This is a genomic window from Burkholderia orbicola (assembly GCF_900100915.1).
Classification (GTDB): Bacteria; Pseudomonadota; Gammaproteobacteria; order Burkholderiales; family Burkholderiaceae; genus Burkholderia; species Burkholderia orbicola.
The window spans coordinates 824,501-840,402 of the sequence record NZ_FNKW01000001.1; the positions used below are offsets into that span (position 1 = coordinate 824,501).

The window sequence follows — 15,902 nt, forward strand, 5'->3', positions numbered from 1 at the left end:
CGGCGCGCGATGATGCGCTCCGTCAATGTCCGATACCATTCGGCACAAGGCGTTCCCGAAGGCGAAGCTCGCGCAGTTCATCGACCGCACTTCTTTTTTTCTTCACCCAGGTGCTACCCCTTGCGGCGGATTGTAGTTAAACTACAATTCAGTGTCAAAAATATTTTTATCGCACTACGGATCGCTTCCAGCACCCCCAACACGGCGGAGACACATGCATACCGATTCCAGCTTTACCTTCGTACTTTTCGGCGGCACCGGCGATTTGTCGATGCGCAAGATCCTGCCCGCGCTGTTCGAAGCGCACCGTGCGAACATGCTGGCGGACGGCGGTCGGATCGTGGCCGTCGCACGACACGAATCGGATCGGGCGGGCTATCTCGAATGGGTCGACACGCACGTGAAGCCGCATGCGGCGAAGGCGGCCGGCAACGCGTTCGACGACGCCGCATGGAAGTCGTTTCTCGACCGCATCGAGTACGTGAAGCTCGATCTCGGCCGCGCGGAGGACTACGTCGTGCTGCGCGACGCGATCGCATCGCTGCCCGGCATCCGCGTGTTCTATCTCGCGACCGGCCCGTCGCTGTTCGTGCCGATCTGCAAGGCGCTCGCGTCGGTCGGCCTGAACGAAGGCTCGCGCATCGTGCTCGAGAAGCCGCTCGGCTACGACCTGAAGTCGTCCAACGCGATCAACGACGCGGTCGGCGAGATCTTCGCGGAAGGCCAGATCTACCGGATCGACCACTACCTCGGCAAGGAGCCGGTACAGAACCTGCTCGCGCTGCGCTTCGGCAATGCGCTGTTCGAGCCGCTGTGGCGCCGCGAATGGGTCGAGAGCATCCAGATCACGATCGCGGAAGAGCTCGGCGTCGAGGCGCGCGGCGATTTCTACGACAATACGGGCGCGCTGCGCGACATGGTGCAGAACCACCTGCTGCAGTTGCTGTCGATCGTCGCGATGGAGCCGCCGCACTCGATGGATTCCGACTCGGTACGCGACGAGAAGCTGCGCGTGCTGCGCGCGCTGAAGCCGATCGATCCGCGCGACATCGGCAAGGTCGCGGTGCGCGGCCAGTATCATGCGGGCGTGATCAAGGGCGCGCAGGTGCCGGCCTACGCGACCGAGCCGGGCGTGAAGCCCGACAGCCAGACCGAAACCTTCGTCGCGCTGAAGGTCGAGATCGAGAACTGGCGCTGGGCCGGCGTGCCGTTCTTCCTGCGCACCGGCAAGCGTCTGGCCGACCGCGTCGCGGAGATCGTCGTCAACTTCCGCCCGGTGCCGCATTCGGCGCTCGGGCCGACCGCGCTGCGCCCCGGTTCGAACCGTCTCGTGATCCGGCTGCAGCCGAACGAGACGATTCGCCTGTACTGCCTCGCGAAGCAGCCGGGCGAAGGGATGAACCTCGCGAGCGTGCACCTCGACCTCGCGTTCGACCAGTTCTTCAAGGAAGGGCAGATGGAGGCGTACCAGCGCCTGCTGCTCGACGTGATCAACGGCCGGCTCGCCCTGTTCGTGCGTCGCGACGAACAGGAAGCCGCGTGGCAATGGGTCGAGCCGATCCTGAACGAATGGGCGCGCACGCTCAAGCCGCCGAAGCCGTACGCGGCGGGCACGTGGGGGCCGGCCGCGTCGAGCGCGATGCTCGCGCAGCACGACACCTGCTGGCTCGAAGAAGAAAACTGATGCAAACCGTTGCGGCGTACGCCACCGTACGCGGCAACGTGCCTCACGATTCGTACGATTTGAACAGACAAAGCAGTCCGGAGGAGATGTGATCGAGATCCACGCTTTCGACACCCAGGAAGCGCAAAGCGAAGCGCTCGCGCGCGCCGTCGGCGATGCGCTGCGCGCGGCGCTCGCCGGCCCCGCGCGCCCGACGCTCGCGGTGTCCGGCGGCACCAGCCCGCGCCCGTTCCTGCATACGCTGTCGCACGCGGCGCTCGACTGGGCCGGCGTCGACGTCACGCTGGTCGACGACCGCTGGGTGCCGGACGACGACGCGGCCAGCAACGCGCAACTCGTGCGCGACACGCTGCTGCAGCGCGCGGCGGCCCCTGCCCGCTTCCTGCCGCTCGTCGACACGCGCAGCACGCTCGACGCGCACGTCGCCGCGTTGAACGCGAACCCCGACTACCGCGTGCCGACCGTCGCCGTGCTCGGCATGGGCGAGGACGGCCACACCGCGTCGATCTTCGCCGACGCACCCGAATGGGACCACGCGATCACGACGTCCGAGCGGTTCGTCGCCGTGCATCCGGGCGCGGCGCCCCATGCACGCGTGAGCTATTCGCTCGATGCGCTCAAGCGCGTCGACCGGCTGTTCCTGCTGATCGCGGGCGCCCGCAAACGCGACGTGCTCGACGCCGCGGCCGCGTCGCTGCAGAAGAACGCGATTTCCCAACTGGCCAACGACAAGGGGACCCAGCTCGATGTCTACTGGTGCGCAAAGTAAGGCGGTCGTCGCGGGTCAGCATGCCGATGGCCCGCGCCTGCTCGCGGACGTCGGCGGCACCAACGCGCGCTTCGCGCTGGAAACCGGCCCCGGCGAGATCACGCAGATCCGCGTGTATCCCGGCGCCGACTATCCGACGATCACCGACGCGATCCGCAAGTATCTGAAGGATGTGAAGATCAGCCGCGTGAACCACGCGGCGATCGCGATCGCGAACCCGGTCGACGGCGACCAGGTCACGATGACCAACCACGACTGGAGCTTCTCGATCGAGGCGACGCGCCGCGCGCTCGGCTTCGACACGCTGCTGGTCGTCAACGACTTCACCGCGCTCGCGATGGCGCTGCCGGGCCTGACCGATGCGCAACGCGTGCAGGTCGGCGGCGGCGCGCGGCGCCAGAACAGCGTGATCGGCCTGCTCGGGCCCGGTACCGGGCTCGGCGTGTCGGGGTTGATCCCTGCCGACGACCGCTGGATCGCGCTCGGCAGCGAAGGCGGCCACGCGTCGTTCGCGCCGCAGGACGAGCGCGAGGATCTGGTGCTGCAATACGCGCGCAAGAAGTTTCCGCACGTGTCGTTCGAACGCGTGTGCGCGGGCCCCGGCATGGAAATCATCTATCGTGCGCTCGCCGCGCGCGACAAGAAGCGCGTCGCCGCGACCGTCGACACGGTCGAGATCGTCGAGCGCGCGCATGCCGGCGACGCGCTCGCGCTCGAAACGGTCGAATGCTTCTGCGGGATTCTCGGCGCGTTCGCGGGCAGCGTCGCGCTGACGCTCGGCGCGCTCGGCGGCGTGTACATCGGCGGCGGCGTCGCGCTGAAGCTCGGCGAGCTGTTCACGCGCTCGTCGTTCCGCGCGCGCTTCGAGGCGAAGGGCCGCTTCACGCACTATCTCGAGAACATCCCGACCTACCTGATCACCGCCGAATACCCGGCGTTCCTCGGCGTATCGGCGATTCTCGCGGAACAGTTGTCGAACCGCTCCGGCGGTGCGTCGTCGGCCGTGTTCGAGCGAATCCGCCAGATGCGCGACGCGCTGACGCCGGCCGAGCGCCGCGTCGCCGATCTCGCGCTGAACCATCCGCGCTCGATCATCAACGATCCGATCGTCGACATCGCGCGCAAGGCCGACGTGAGCCAGCCGACCGTGATCCGCTTCTGCCGCTCGCTCGGCTGCCAGGGGCTGTCGGACTTCAAGCTGAAGCTCGCCACCGGCCTCACCGGCACGATCCCGATGAGCCACAGCCAGGTGCATCTCGGCGATACGGCCACCGACTTCGGCGCGAAGGTGCTCGACAACACGGTGTCCGCGATCCTGCAGCTGCGCGAGCACCTGAATTTCGAGCACGTCGAGAACGCGATCGAGATCCTGAACGGCGCGCGCCGCATCGAGTTCTACGGGCTCGGTAACTCGAACATCGTCGCGCAGGACGCGCACTACAAGTTCTTCCGCTTCGGCATCCCGACGATCGCGTACGGCGACCTGTACATGCAGGCCGCGTCCGCCGCGCTGCTCGGCAAGGGCGACGTGATCGTCGCGGTGTCGAAGTCGGGCCGCGCGCCCGAGCTGCTGCGCGTGCTCGACGTCGCGATGCAGGCCGGCGCGAAGGTGATCGCGATCACGTCGAGCAACACGCCGCTCGCGAAGCGCGCGACCGTCGCGCTCGAGACCGACCACATCGAGATGCGCGAGTCGCAGTTGTCGATGATCTCGCGAATTCTGCATCTGCTGATGATCGACATCCTCGCGGTCGGTGTCGCGATCCGTCGCGCGTCGACGAACGGCGAACTGCCCGAAGCCGTCGCGCAGGCGAAAGCGCGCGCCAGCGACGACGAAACGGCCGACGTGCTCGACTGGCTGAGCCACGGCGCGTCGCCGGCGGCGAAGGACGTCGCGCGGGACTAGCGCATGGCGCGGCGTCAGCCGCGTCACGCGTCCCAACGAAAAACGCCACCGGCGCATCGCGCGCGGTGGCGTTTTTCGTTGTGCGATCCGGCTAGCGGTGCGGTTCAGGCGCCCGCTTTCACCGGCCGGCCATGCCAGCGCAGCACCAGATAGCGCCCGGCGAAACACAGCACGCCAGTGACGCCGATCGTCACGCCCATCGCGAACGGCGTGCCGTCCGCGAGTGCGCCGATCGCGACGCTCGCCAGCGCGCCGAGCGCGAGCTGCATCGCGCCGAACACGGCCGCCGACGCGCCCGCGTTGTGCGGATAGCGATGCATCAGGTCGGTCGTGCAGTTCGCGGACAGGATCCCGACCACGCCGACGACGAAGAACAGGCACACGACGATCGACCACAGCCCGCCCAACCCGGTCAGCGCGACGAACGCGACCGCGAGCGACGCGATGCAGCTCACGAGCGACGCGGCCGCGATGATACGCAGCGAACCGATGCGGCCGACGAGCCGCGTGTTCGCGAAGTTACCGATCATGATCCCGACGACGTTCAAACCGAACAGCAGCCCGTAGTGCTGCGGCGACACGTGGAAATACTCGATGTACACGAACGGCGTCGCGGTGATGTACGAGAACATCGACGCGAACGCCATCCCGCCGCACAGCATGTGCCCCCATGCGACGGGGTCGGACAGGATGCGCCCGTACGACGCGAACGACGCGAGCACGGCCGCGCTCTTGCGCCGCTCCTTCGGCCAGGTTTCGGGCACGCGCAGGTACGCGGTCGTCGCGCAGAGCGCGCCGAACACGGCCAGCACGACGAACACGCCGCGCCAGCCGGAGAAACGCAGGATCTGGCCGCCGATCAGCGGCGCGAGCAGCGGCCCGACCGCGGTGACGATCGCGACCATCGACAGTACCTTCGCCGCGTCGCTCGGCTCGTGCGCGTCGCGCGCGATCGCCCGCGCGAGCACCGACGCGGCGCCGGCGCCGAGCGCCTGCAAAAAGCGCACGACGATCAGCATGTCGATCGAACCCGCCACGAAGCAGCCGATACTCGCGAGCGTGAACAGCGCGATCCCGCCGAGCAGCACGGGGCGGCGGCCCCACGTGTCGGACAGCGGGCCGTACAGCAGCATGCCGATCGAGAAGCCGGCCATGAAGCTCGTCAGCGTGCGCTGCGCGGCGCCGGCGCTGACGGAGAAGCCCGCGGCGATCGACGGCAGGCTCGGCAGGTACATGTCGGTGGCGATCGGCCCGCAGGCCGCGAGCGCGCCGAGCAACAGGATCAGCCGGGCATCGGGCCGGCGCCGGACGACGTGGGACATGGGTATCCGGAATGGGAGCCCGCGCGCATCGGGGCGCGCGTGGCGGTGAAGACGGGAAGCCGCGCCGCAAGCGACGCGTTCAGGCCCATGATTGTACGCGCAACTTTTTTGCGTGCCTCGGGCTGCATGCGGCGGCGGGCAGGAACCCGCCCACGCGCGTCGCGCGCCGAACCAGCGTGCGGGCGGATTCGATTAAGCTTGCTGCTTGCCGCTCTTGTCTGACCTATTCGACGTACGACCGACCCGATGACCGCTTTCCTGCTGATCTGGAGCCCCAAGAAATGGCCATGGCCCGAGCTGCCCGACGTCGCCGCGCGCGTGAAGGCCGGCGAGGCCGTGCATGACGTATGGGGCTGCGGCTTCGCGCGCGGCATCCTGCCCGGCGACCGCGTGTTCCTGCACCGTGTCGCGAAGGAGCCCAAGGGCGTGTTCGGCTCCGGCTACGTGACGCGCGCGCCATACGAGGTGCCCGATCCGTCGACCAAGCGCGGCTACCGGCTGTGCATCGACTTCGTGTACGACTGGCTGGTCGACGCGCACCAGGACGTCGTGATTCCGCGCGACGCGCTGCGCGTCCATCCGTATTCGGTACAGACCTGGGATGCGCAGAGTTCCGGCACGTCGATCAAGCCGATGGTCGAAGGTCCGCTCGAAAAGCGCTGGGCCGAGCTGACCGGCAAGCGCAAGCCGCCGCGATAAGCGGAAACCGGGTCGCATCGGGGCCGCCTTTCTGTCCGGCCGATTCCCCCGGCGCGCCGAAAGGCCGCGGACCGGCCGGCGGGCTTGCCGCGCGTGTCTCCGGTACAATCAGACGATCGTTCCGCCCAGGCGCCGCGGCCCGTGCACAGGCCCCCGCGCCCTTCTCTCGCAGGTTTCGCTCATGTCCAACAATCAGATCCTCTTCGAACGCGCCCAGAAGACCATTCCGGGCGGCGTCAACTCGCCAGTGCGCGCCTTCCGCTCGGTCGGCGGCACGCCGCGCTTCGTCGCGCGCGCGCAAGGCCCGTATTTCTGGGATGCCGACGGCAAGCAGTACATCGACTACATCGGCTCGTGGGGCCCGATGATCGTCGGCCACGTCCATCCGGAAGTGCTGTCGGCCGTGCAGAACGTGCTCGCCGACGGCTTCTCGTTCGGCGCGCCGACCGAAGCCGAGATCGAGATCGCCGAGGAAATCTGCAAGCTCGTGCCGTCGATCGAGCAGGTGCGGATGGTGTCGAGCGGCACCGAGGCGACGATGAGCGCGCTGCGTCTCGCGCGCGGCTTCACGGGCCGCAGCCGCATCGTCAAGTTCGAGGGCTGCTACCACGGCCACGCGGACAGCCTGCTGGTCAAGGCCGGCTCGGGCCTGCTGACGTTCGGCAACCCGACGTCGGCCGGCGTACCCGCCGACATCGCGAAGCACACGACCGTCCTCGAATACAACAACGTCGCCGCGCTGGAAGAAGCGTTCGGCGCGTTCGGCGACGAGATCGCCGCGGTGATCGTCGAGCCGGTCGCCGGCAACATGAACCTCGTGCGCGGCACGCCCGAATTCCTGAACGCGCTGCGCGCGCTGTGCACGAAGCACGGCGCCGTGCTGATCTTCGACGAGGTGATGTGCGGGTTCCGCGTCGCGCTCGGCGGCGCGCAGGCGTACTACGGGATCGCGGCCGACCTCACCTGCCTCGGCAAGGTGATCGGCGGCGGGATGCCGGCCGCTGCGTTCGGCGGCCGCCGCGACATCATGGCCCACCTCGCGCCGCTCGGCGGCGTCTACCAGGCCGGCACGCTGTCGGGCAATCCGATCGCGGTCGCCGCGGGCTTGAAGACGCTGCAACTGATCCAGGCGCCGGGCTTCTACGACGCGCTCACCGCGCAGACGAAGCGGCTCGCCGACGGCCTCGCGGCCGAAGCACGCGCGGCCGGCGTGCCGTTCGCGGCCGACTCGATCGGCGCGATGTTCGGCCTGTACTTCGCCGAGCGCGTGCCGGGCAGCTTCGCGGAAGTCACCAAGAGCGACGTCGAGCGATTCAACCGCTTCTTCCACCTGATGCTCGACGAGGGCGTGTACTTCGCGCCGTCCGCGTACGAAGCCGGCTTCGTGTCGAGCACGCACGACGACGCGGTGATCGACGCGACGCTCGCGGCCGCGCGCCGCGCGTTCGCGGCACTCGCCGCCTGACCCGGGGCCGCGCGCATGTTCTCGGATACCGACTTCGCCCACATGCAGCGCGCGCTCGCGCTCGCGGCGCGCGGCATGTACACGACCGCGCCGAATCCGCGCGTCGGCTGCGTGATCGTCAAGGACGGCGACGTGATCGGCGAAGGCTTCACGCAGCCGGCCGGCCAGGACCACGCGGAAGTGCAGGCGCTCAAGGACGCGCGTTCGCGCGGCTACGACGTCGCGGGCTCGACCGTCTACGTGACGCTCGAACCGTGCAGCCATTTCGGCCGCACGCCGCCGTGCGCGAACGCGCTGATCGACGCGCGCGTCGCGAAGGTCGTCGCCGCGATGGAAGACCCGAACCCGCAGGTGTCGGGGCGCGGCCTCGGAATGCTGCGCGACGCGGGCATCGACGTGCGCTGCGGGCTGCTCGCGAATGAAGCCGGCGAGCTGAACATCGGCTTCGTGTCGCGGATGACGCGCGGCCGCCCGTGGGTGCGGATGAAGACCGCCGCGTCGCTCGACGGCCGCACCGCGCTGCCGTCCGGCGAAAGCCAGTGGATTACCGGCGAGGCCGCGCGCCTCGACGGCCATGCGTGGCGCGCCCGCGCGTGCGCGATCCTCACCGGTATCGGCACCGTGCGCGAGGACAATCCGCTGCTGACCGTGCGCGGCATCGACACGCCGCGCCAGCCGCAACGCATCCTGGTGGACAGCCGCCTCGACCTGCCGCTCGACGCGCGGCTGCTCGAAGGCGCGCCGTTGCTGATCTTCTGCGGCCGGCTCGACGCCGCCGGCGAACTGCGCGCGAACGTGCTGAAGTCGCGCGGCGCGGAAATCGTGCCGCTCGCGAATGCGCACGGCAAGGTCGACCTGCCCGCGATGCTGGCGGCGCTCGGCGCGCGCGGCGTCAACGAGCTGCACGTCGAGGCCGGCCACAAACTGAACGGTTCGCTGCTGCGCGAGCGGTGCGTCGACGAATTGCTGGTGTATCTGGCGCCGAGCCTGCTGGGCGCCGACGCGGCCGGCATGTTCGATCTCGCCGCGCCGGCCAGCCTCGAGGCGCGCATCCGGCTGTCGTTCCACGGTATCGAGCGGATCGGCGACGACCTGCGCATCCTCGCGCGTGTCGCACCGACCGACACGTCTCACTGAACGGAATCGCCACGATGTTTACCGGAATTGTCGCGGCCGTCGGCCGCATCGAATCGATCGCCCCGCTCGGCACATCGGCCGATGCGGGCGTGCGCCTGACCGTGCAGGCCGGCGGGCTCGATCTCGCCGATGTCGCGCTGGGCGACAGCATCGCGATCCAGGGCGCATGCATGACGGTGATCGAGAAGACCGACACCACGTTCGACGTCGACGTGTCGCGCGAAAGCCTGAACCGGACGGTCGGCCTCGCGCAGCCCGGCGAAGTGAATCTCGAGAAGGCGCTGCGCGCGCATGACCGCCTCGGCGGGCATATAGTGTCGGGCCATGTGGACGGCCTCGGTACCGTGTCGCGCTTCGCACCGGTCGGCGAGTCGCACGAACTGCGGATCGTCGCGCCGCGCGAACTCGGCCGCTATCTCGCGTACAAGGGATCGATCACGGTGAACGGCGTCAGCCTGACCGTCAATACGATCGACGACCGCGCGGACGGCTGCGAATTCTCGATCAACCTGATTCCGCATACGGTCGAAGTCACGACGCTGCGTCACGTGCAGGCCGGCGACAAGGTCAATCTCGAAGTCGACATGATCGCGCGGTATGTGGAGCGGATGCTGTCGGCATCGCAGGGCATGCATCAGGACTGAACAAGCAGATCCTCTGTATATGGAATGACGGCTGGCGGTTCGTTTCGGCATTGTTTGGGCGTCGCCACGGCCCCACTCGCCAGCCGCCGCGGCGGTCATACGCGGTAACCGAGCTGGCGCCACCGGGCATTGCTCGTGCCCTACTTCGTGCCGTGCCGCTCCGTCTCCTGCCATCCGAAATGCCGGCATCGCGATCGGATTCGGTCGTTGGCCGTCCGGCCAGCCGGTACCTGGCCGAACGGCCAACGACGCGCACGGGCCATGCCGTCGCGCTAAGATGCGTCGACAGCGGTTTCCACGCCGCCACGTACGACGCGCCGCGTAGCGGCCGCCACTCTTCCCATTGGAGTCGTCCCCATGTCCATCTCGATGTACCAGGCTTCGCTGCCCGTCCTGATCCGCGGCCTCACCAACCTGCAGCACATCCTCGGCAAGGCACAGGCGCATGCGGCCGAAAAGCAGATCGATCCGTCGGTGTTCATCGGCGCACGCTTGTACCCGGACATGCTGCCGCTCGTCCGCCAGGTGTACATCGCGACCGATACGGCCAAGGGCTGCGCCGCGCGGCTCGCCGGCACCGAGATCCCGAGCTACCCGGATGTCGAGCAGACCTTCGACGAACTGCACGCACGCATCCAGAAGACGATCGACTACCTGAAGAGCTTCGACGCCGCGCAGATCGACGGCAGCGAGACGCGCCAGATCGTGCTGAAGATGCGCGTCGGCCCGATCGAGTTCACCGGCCAGTCGTACCTGCTGAATTTCGTGCTGCCCAACTTCTTCTTCCACGTGACGACCGCGTACGACATCCTGCGCCACAGCGGCGTCGAACTCGGCAAGCTGGACTACCTCGGCGGGCGCAACGAGCACGCGTGACGCGCGGGCAGGCCACGTCCGGCCCGCAACCGTCCGCACCCGCGCGCAGGCCGGCCGCAGCGCTTTCCGGAGCACGCGCGGGCCCCGCGCGGCCCGCGCCAGCCGAAACGCCGTCCGGCTGGCGTAAAATACGCACTTTCCTCTTTCTCGCCCCCTTATGACGCTCGCCTCCACGCTCGACATCATCGCCGAGCTGAAAGCCGGCCGGATGGTGATCCTGGTCGACGAAGAAGACCGCGAAAACGAGGGCGACCTCGTGATCGCCGCCGAATTCGTCACGCCGGAAGCGATCAACTTCATGGCCAAGTACGGCCGCGGCCTGGTTTGTCTGACGTTGACGCAGGAACGCTGCAAGCAGCTTCACCTGCCGCTGATGACCTACCGCAACGGCACGCAGTACGGCACCGCGTTCACGGTCAGCATCGAAGCGGCCGAAGGCGTGACGACCGGCATCTCGGCCGCCGACCGGGCGCACACGATCGCCACGGCGGTCGCGCACGACGTGCGCCCCGAGCACATCGTGCAGCCGGGCCACGTGTTCCCGATCATGGCGCAACCGGGCGGCGTACTCGTGCGCGCGGGCCACACCGAGGCCGGCTGCGACTTCACCGCGCTCGCGGGCCTCACGCCGGCCGCAGTGATCTGCGAGATCATCAAGGACGACGGGACGATGGCGCGCCTGCCCGATCTGATCGAATTCGCGAAGGAACACAATCTGAAGATCGGCACGATCGCCGATCTGATCCAGTACCGCAGCCGCACCGAATCGATCATCGAGCGGATCGCCGAGCGCACGATGCAGACCGCGCACGGCACGTTCCGCGCGGTGCTGTACCGCGACCAGCCAAGCGGCTCGCCGCACATCGCGCTGGTGCGCGGCGCTCCGTCGCCCGATGTCGATACGCCGGTGCGCGTACACGAGCCGCTGTCGGTGCTCGATCTGCTCGAGACCGGCATCTCGACCCACTCGTGGACGCTCGACGCCGCGATGCGCGACATTGCGGAACGCGACCTCGGCGTGATCGTGCTGCTCAACTGCGGCGATACGAAGGAACACCTGATCGACGTCTTCAAGGCGTTCGACGAGGAAGAAAGGGCTGCCGCGCTCAAGCGCCGGCCGGTCGATTTCAAGACGTTCGGCATCGGCGCACAGATCCTGCGCGATGTCGGCGTCGGCAAGATGCAGGTGCTGTCGAATCCGCGCAAGCTGGGCAGCATGTCCGGCTACGGCCTCGAAGTCACGGGCTTCATTCCGATGCCCGGCGGCGAAGCCAAGTCCTGCCCGGCGTCCCACGCGTAACCCGCCACGGCGCTTTCGCCCTATAACCGTTCATCCACACCACGGACCAGATCATGGAAATCGGACAATACCAACCGAATCTCGAAGGCGACGGCCTGCGTATCGGCATCGTGCAATCGCGCTTCAACGAGCCCGTGTGCAACGGCCTCGCCGACGCGTGCGTCGAAGAACTGGAACGCCTCGGCGTCACCGGTGAAGACGTGCTGCTCGTGTCGGTGCCCGGCGCGCTGGAAATCCCGCTCGCGCTGCAAAAGCTCGCCGAAAGCGGCCAGTTCGACGCGCTGATCGCGCTCGGCGCGGTGATCCGCGGCGAGACCTACCATTTCGAACTCGTGTCGAACGAGAGCGGCGCGGGCATCACCCGCATCGGCCTCGACTTCAACCTGCCGATCGCCAACGCAGTCCTGACGACCGAAAACGACGAGCAGGCCGTCGCGCGCATGACCGAAAAGGGTCGTGACGCCGCACGCGTCGCGGTCGAGATGGCCAATCTGACGATGGCGCTCGACCAACTCGGCGACGACGAGGACGAAGAGGAAGACGAAGACGACGAAGAGGAGCGCGCATGAAGAAGAGCGCCCGCCGACAATCGCGCGAGCTGGCGACGCAGGGCCTGTACCAGTGGCTGCTGTCGAACGCGCCCTCCGGCGAGATCGACGCGCAACTGCGCGGCGCGCTCGGTTACGACAAGGCTGACAAGGAACTGCTTGAAGCGATCCTGCACGGCGTGATCCGCGAGCATGCGACGCTCGTCGAAGCGCTGGCGCCGTCGCTCGACCGTCCGATCGATCAGCTGTCGCCGGTCGAACGCGCGGTGCTGCTGATCGCGACGTTCGAGCTCACGCACCATGTCGAAACGCCGTACCGCGTGATCATCAACGAAGCCGTCGAACTCGCGAAGACGTTCGGCGGCTCCGACGGCTACAAGTACGTGAACGGCGTGCTCGACAAGCTCGCCGCGAAGCTGCGCCCGGCCGAAACGCAGGCGCGTCGCAACGGCTGATACCGCTGGTTGGTCCACGGGCGCGCAAGCGCCCGTTTTTCATTCTTTTCCCCCTCCGCCCTGCCCGCCGATGAATACCACCGCCGATTCGCTCGTCACGCTCGCCGCACGCGTCGACGCGATCCAGCCCTTTCATGTGATGGAACTGATGAAGGAGGCACAGCGGCTCGAGTCCTTGGGGCGCGATGTTATCCACATGGGCATCGGCGAGCCGGATTTCACCGCGCCGGAGCCGGTTGTCGAGGCCGCCGCAGCCGCGCTGCGCCGCGGCGTCACGCAGTACACGAGCGCGCTCGGCATCGCGCCGCTGCGCGAGGCGATCGCCGCGCACTATGCACGCGCATACGGCCTCACGGTCGCCCCCGAGCGGATCGTCGTGACGGCCGGCGCATCGGCCGCGCTACTGCTCGCGTGCCTCGCGCTGGTCGGCCGCGACGACGAAGTGCTGATGCCCGATCCGTCCTACCCGTGCAACCGGCACTTCGTCGCGGCGGCGGAAGGCCGTCCGGTGCTCGTGCCGAGCGGCCCGGACGCGCGCTTCCAGCTCACCGAAAACGACGTCCGCACGCACTGGAACGAGCGCACGCGCGGCGTGCTGCTCGCGTCGCCATCGAATCCGACCGGCACGTCGCTCGAACCGGACGAACTGAAGCGGATCGTCGAAGCGGTGCGCGCACGCGGCGGCTTCACGATCGTCGACGAGATCTACCAGGGGCTCAGCTACGACGCCGCGCCCGTGTCGGCACTGTCGTTCGGCGACGACGTGATCACCGTGAACAGCTTCTCGAAGTATTTCAGCATGACGGGCTGGCGGCTCGGCTGGCTCGTCGTGCCGCCCGCGCTCGTCGGCACGTTCGAGAAGCTCTCGCAGAACCTGTTCATCTGCCCGTCCGCACTCGCGCAACATGCGGCGCTCGCCTGCTTCGAACCCGCGACGCTCGACATCTACGAAACACGCCGGCTCGAATTCAAGCGCCGCCGCGATTTCATCGCGCCGGCGCTGGAACGGCTCGGCTTCACGGTGCCGGTGATGCCGGACGGCGCGTTCTACGTCTATGCGCATTGCGGCGGCGTCGCGCACCCGGCAGCCGGCGACAGCGCCGCGCTCACGCAGGCGATGCTGCACGACGCAGGCGTGGTGCTGGTGCCGGGCATGGACTTCGGTGTCCATGCGCCGCGGGACTATATCCGCCTGTCCTATGCGACCGCCTACTCGCGGCTCGAAGAGGCGGTCGACCGACTCGGGACGCTGTTCGGGCAGCACTGACACCGCGCCCGGCGCACCGGGTGCTTCACACACCGCAAAAAAGAAAAGGCATCCGAATCGGGTGCCTTTCCTTTCTCATGCCCAGTCGTGCCGGCCGAAGCCTCACGGCGCCTGCGACGTTATGCGCCGAGCTCCGAATGATCGGCGTGCGACTGCTTCGCGGTATCGACGCTCGCGTCGTCCTGCGACGCGGCTTCCTTCGGCGCCGCCTTGACCGAGGTCGTACCGTCGAGCGTCGCATGCACGCGCTTCGCGCCGCCGGCTGCGGCCGTCACGGCAGCAGCGGCGGTGACGATCGGCTTCGCGGGCTGCGCGGGCGCCTGCGGCGCGTTGATCGGCACGCTGCGGCCACGCGCGACGTCGCGCAGGCGACCGCGTTCGGCCATCACCTTCGAGCCATAGCCGTTGTCGTCGGGGTTCGTCGAGCCGTTGTACAGGCGCAGGCCGTTCGCGAGCGAGCCGCCGCGCGCAATGCAATCCTTCAGCACCAGTGCGCCGACCTGCAGGTTCGCGAGCGGCTGCAGCGCGGTGTCGGTGCCGCCGAAATACTCGAACTTGTCGGAATGAACCTTCGACATGACCTGCATCAGCCCCTTCGCACCGACGCCGCTTTCGGCGTACGGGTTGAAGCCCGATTCGATCGCCATCACGGACAGCAGCAACAGCGGATCCAGGCCGACGTCACGACCGGTCTGGAACGCGGCCTTGACGAGCTGGCCGAGCGGCTCCTGCGCGACGCGGTAACGGCGCGACAGATAAGTGGCGACGAGCGCCTGTTCGCGGTTCGACGCGAGCGCGCGATCGTCGCGGGCATCGGCCGCCACGCGCTGAATCGGAATCAGCTTGGCCAGTGCGACCGGCGACGGGCCGGTGCGGGCCGGATCGGACGCATCGCCCTGCGCGCCTTGAGCGCCCTGCGCGGCGGTTTCCGGCGCGACATCGAGGCCGACCGCCAGCGCATCCGTTTCGGGACTGTCCTCCTGCTGCGGCTGCGCACCGGCAGGCGCGAAGTTCGGCAGCGGATGGCCGGACAGCAGACGCGCCGGACCGGCCTGCACGGCCGCGGATACGACCGGCATCAGCTTCGCGGCGAGCGTGCCGCGGACGGTTGGCAGCAGCCACAGTGCGAGCGCAACCGCGACAGCGAAACAGCCGACAACGCTGAATAGATGGTGACTGACACGCGTCCCGCGACGCAGCAAGTTGCGCACGATTTGCGCATGCTGCTCAGTGGGACGCCACGATAACCAAGCGTTCATTCAGATCATCTCCCATGAACATGACTCGTGCGGCTCGCTCAGCTCGAAGGCGAGACAGAAAACGCGCCGCGGAATCACGACGCCGCACGCCTTGGTTGGGACGCGCAAGCATCGGGGAAACGGTATAAGTACCGTTCGAGGCCACGGTGTAAGAGGGCCGGCGCCTTCGCACATTGGGCGAGGCGGGCATACGCGGTGGCACCCACGCAAAAAACCAGCGTCTGGTAGCGCTGGCTAGGACTACGACAAAAGCCGTCGAAGACGCCGTGCAGGGTTCGGCGGACGGTGACGCGCTGCGTCAAAGATCGGTGATTGGCGGCTCGAAGCCTTTTACCCTGCAACCAATGTGAGCGGATTCTAGCAGGGTTTTATAGATCGTCAACACTATAAAAACTAAAATCTATAACAAAAAGTAATTTAAAACTCCTCTTCAGAACGCGAGCCCCGTGCCGTAGGGGGTTTGCGCGCGATCGACTTTTTCTCCGCCGGGCGGCTGCATGGCTGCCCGGGGTAAAATCGTCGGTCAATTCGGGGTCGCAGCCGGCCGCTGCCCCGCCCATCGCTGCCCGCT

General features: G+C 67.8%; 14 protein-coding genes. 12 read left to right on the plus strand and 2 right to left on the minus strand.

The genetic code is table 11. From position 1 onward, the window contains the following. The first annotated feature begins 214 nt into the window (after window positions 1-214). From zwf to BLS50_RS03935, 3 genes are all read left to right on the plus strand, one after another. The gene (gene zwf / locus BLS50_RS03925; protein WP_011544826.1) at window positions 215-1,684 is read left to right on the plus strand and encodes a glucose-6-phosphate dehydrogenase; all 1,470 of its coding nucleotides are present in this window, start codon (window positions 215-217) and stop codon (window positions 1,682-1,684) included. An 88-nt stretch (window positions 1,685-1,772) separates the two neighbouring features. Further along, window positions 1,773-2,453, plus strand: a complete 681-nt coding sequence (pgl, locus tag BLS50_RS03930; protein WP_011544825.1) for a 6-phosphogluconolactonase — start codon at window positions 1,773-1,775, stop codon at window positions 2,451-2,453. Further along, complete coding sequence (locus BLS50_RS03935; protein ID WP_006476653.1) at window positions 2,431-4,359, plus strand: bifunctional transcriptional regulator/glucokinase; 1,929 nt, start codon at window positions 2,431-2,433, stop codon at window positions 4,357-4,359. The genes pgl and BLS50_RS03935 overlap by 23 nt, the downstream gene beginning before the upstream one ends. 104 nt (window positions 4,360-4,463) lie before the next feature. Here the strand turns inward: BLS50_RS03935 and BLS50_RS03940 are convergent, their stop codons facing one another. After that, complete coding sequence (locus tag BLS50_RS03940; RefSeq protein WP_053523864.1) at window positions 4,464-5,681, minus strand: Bcr/CflA family multidrug efflux MFS transporter; 1,218 nt, start codon at window positions 5,679-5,681, stop codon at window positions 4,464-4,466. A gap of 246 nt (window positions 5,682-5,927) precedes the next feature. On the opposite strand from BLS50_RS03940, the gene BLS50_RS03950 reads away from it, so the two are divergent. From BLS50_RS03950 to BLS50_RS03990, 9 genes are all read left to right on the plus strand, one after another. After that, the gene (locus tag BLS50_RS03950; protein ID WP_012328082.1) at window positions 5,928-6,380 is read left to right on the plus strand and encodes a hypothetical protein; all 453 of its coding nucleotides are present in this window, start codon (window positions 5,928-5,930) and stop codon (window positions 6,378-6,380) included. Window positions 6,381-6,561: 181 nt separating this feature from the next. Beyond that, window positions 6,562-7,845 carry a glutamate-1-semialdehyde 2,1-aminomutase gene (gene hemL, locus BLS50_RS03955; RefSeq protein WP_006476656.1) on the plus strand — a complete coding sequence of 428 codons (1,284 nt, stop codon included), beginning with the start codon at window positions 6,562-6,564 and terminating at the stop codon, window positions 7,843-7,845. 15 nt (window positions 7,846-7,860) lie between these two features. Beyond that, window positions 7,861-8,982: a bifunctional diaminohydroxyphosphoribosylaminopyrimidine deaminase/5-amino-6-(5-phosphoribosylamino)uracil reductase RibD gene (gene ribD, locus BLS50_RS03960; protein ID WP_074800892.1), complete on the plus strand. Its 1,122-nt coding sequence runs from the start codon at window positions 7,861-7,863 to the stop codon at window positions 8,980-8,982. Window positions 8,983-8,996: 14 nt separating this feature from the next. Continuing rightward, the gene (locus BLS50_RS03965; RefSeq protein ID WP_012328079.1) at window positions 8,997-9,626 is read left to right on the plus strand and encodes a riboflavin synthase; all 630 of its coding nucleotides are present in this window, start codon (window positions 8,997-8,999) and stop codon (window positions 9,624-9,626) included. Window positions 9,627-9,983: 357 nt separating this feature from the next. After that, complete coding sequence (locus BLS50_RS03970; protein WP_074800897.1) at window positions 9,984-10,502, plus strand: DUF1993 domain-containing protein; 519 nt, start codon at window positions 9,984-9,986, stop codon at window positions 10,500-10,502. A 157-nt stretch (window positions 10,503-10,659) separates the two neighbouring features. Continuing rightward, on the plus strand, window positions 10,660-11,802 hold the full coding sequence (gene ribBA / locus BLS50_RS03975; protein WP_006476660.1) for a bifunctional 3,4-dihydroxy-2-butanone-4-phosphate synthase/GTP cyclohydrolase II: 1,143 nt from the start codon (window positions 10,660-10,662) through the stop codon (window positions 11,800-11,802). 53 nt (window positions 11,803-11,855) lie between these two features. Beyond that, window positions 11,856-12,371, plus strand: coding sequence for a 6,7-dimethyl-8-ribityllumazine synthase (gene ribH, locus BLS50_RS03980; protein WP_006476661.1), 516 nt, complete (start codon window positions 11,856-11,858; stop codon window positions 12,369-12,371). After that, complete coding sequence (gene nusB, locus BLS50_RS03985; protein WP_006476662.1) at window positions 12,368-12,805, plus strand: transcription antitermination factor NusB; 438 nt, start codon at window positions 12,368-12,370, stop codon at window positions 12,803-12,805. Before ribH ends, nusB begins: the two co-directional genes overlap by 4 nt. 70 nt (window positions 12,806-12,875) lie before the next feature. Next, window positions 12,876-14,072, plus strand: a complete 1,197-nt coding sequence (locus BLS50_RS03990; RefSeq protein ID WP_027812022.1) for a pyridoxal phosphate-dependent aminotransferase — start codon at window positions 12,876-12,878, stop codon at window positions 14,070-14,072. A 119-nt stretch (window positions 14,073-14,191) separates the two neighbouring features. Here the strand turns inward: BLS50_RS03990 and BLS50_RS03995 are convergent, their stop codons facing one another. Then, window positions 14,192-15,331, minus strand: coding sequence for a transglycosylase SLT domain-containing protein (locus BLS50_RS03995; protein ID WP_074800900.1), 1,140 nt, complete (start codon window positions 15,329-15,331; stop codon window positions 14,192-14,194). Window positions 15,332-15,902 lie beyond the last annotated feature (571 nt).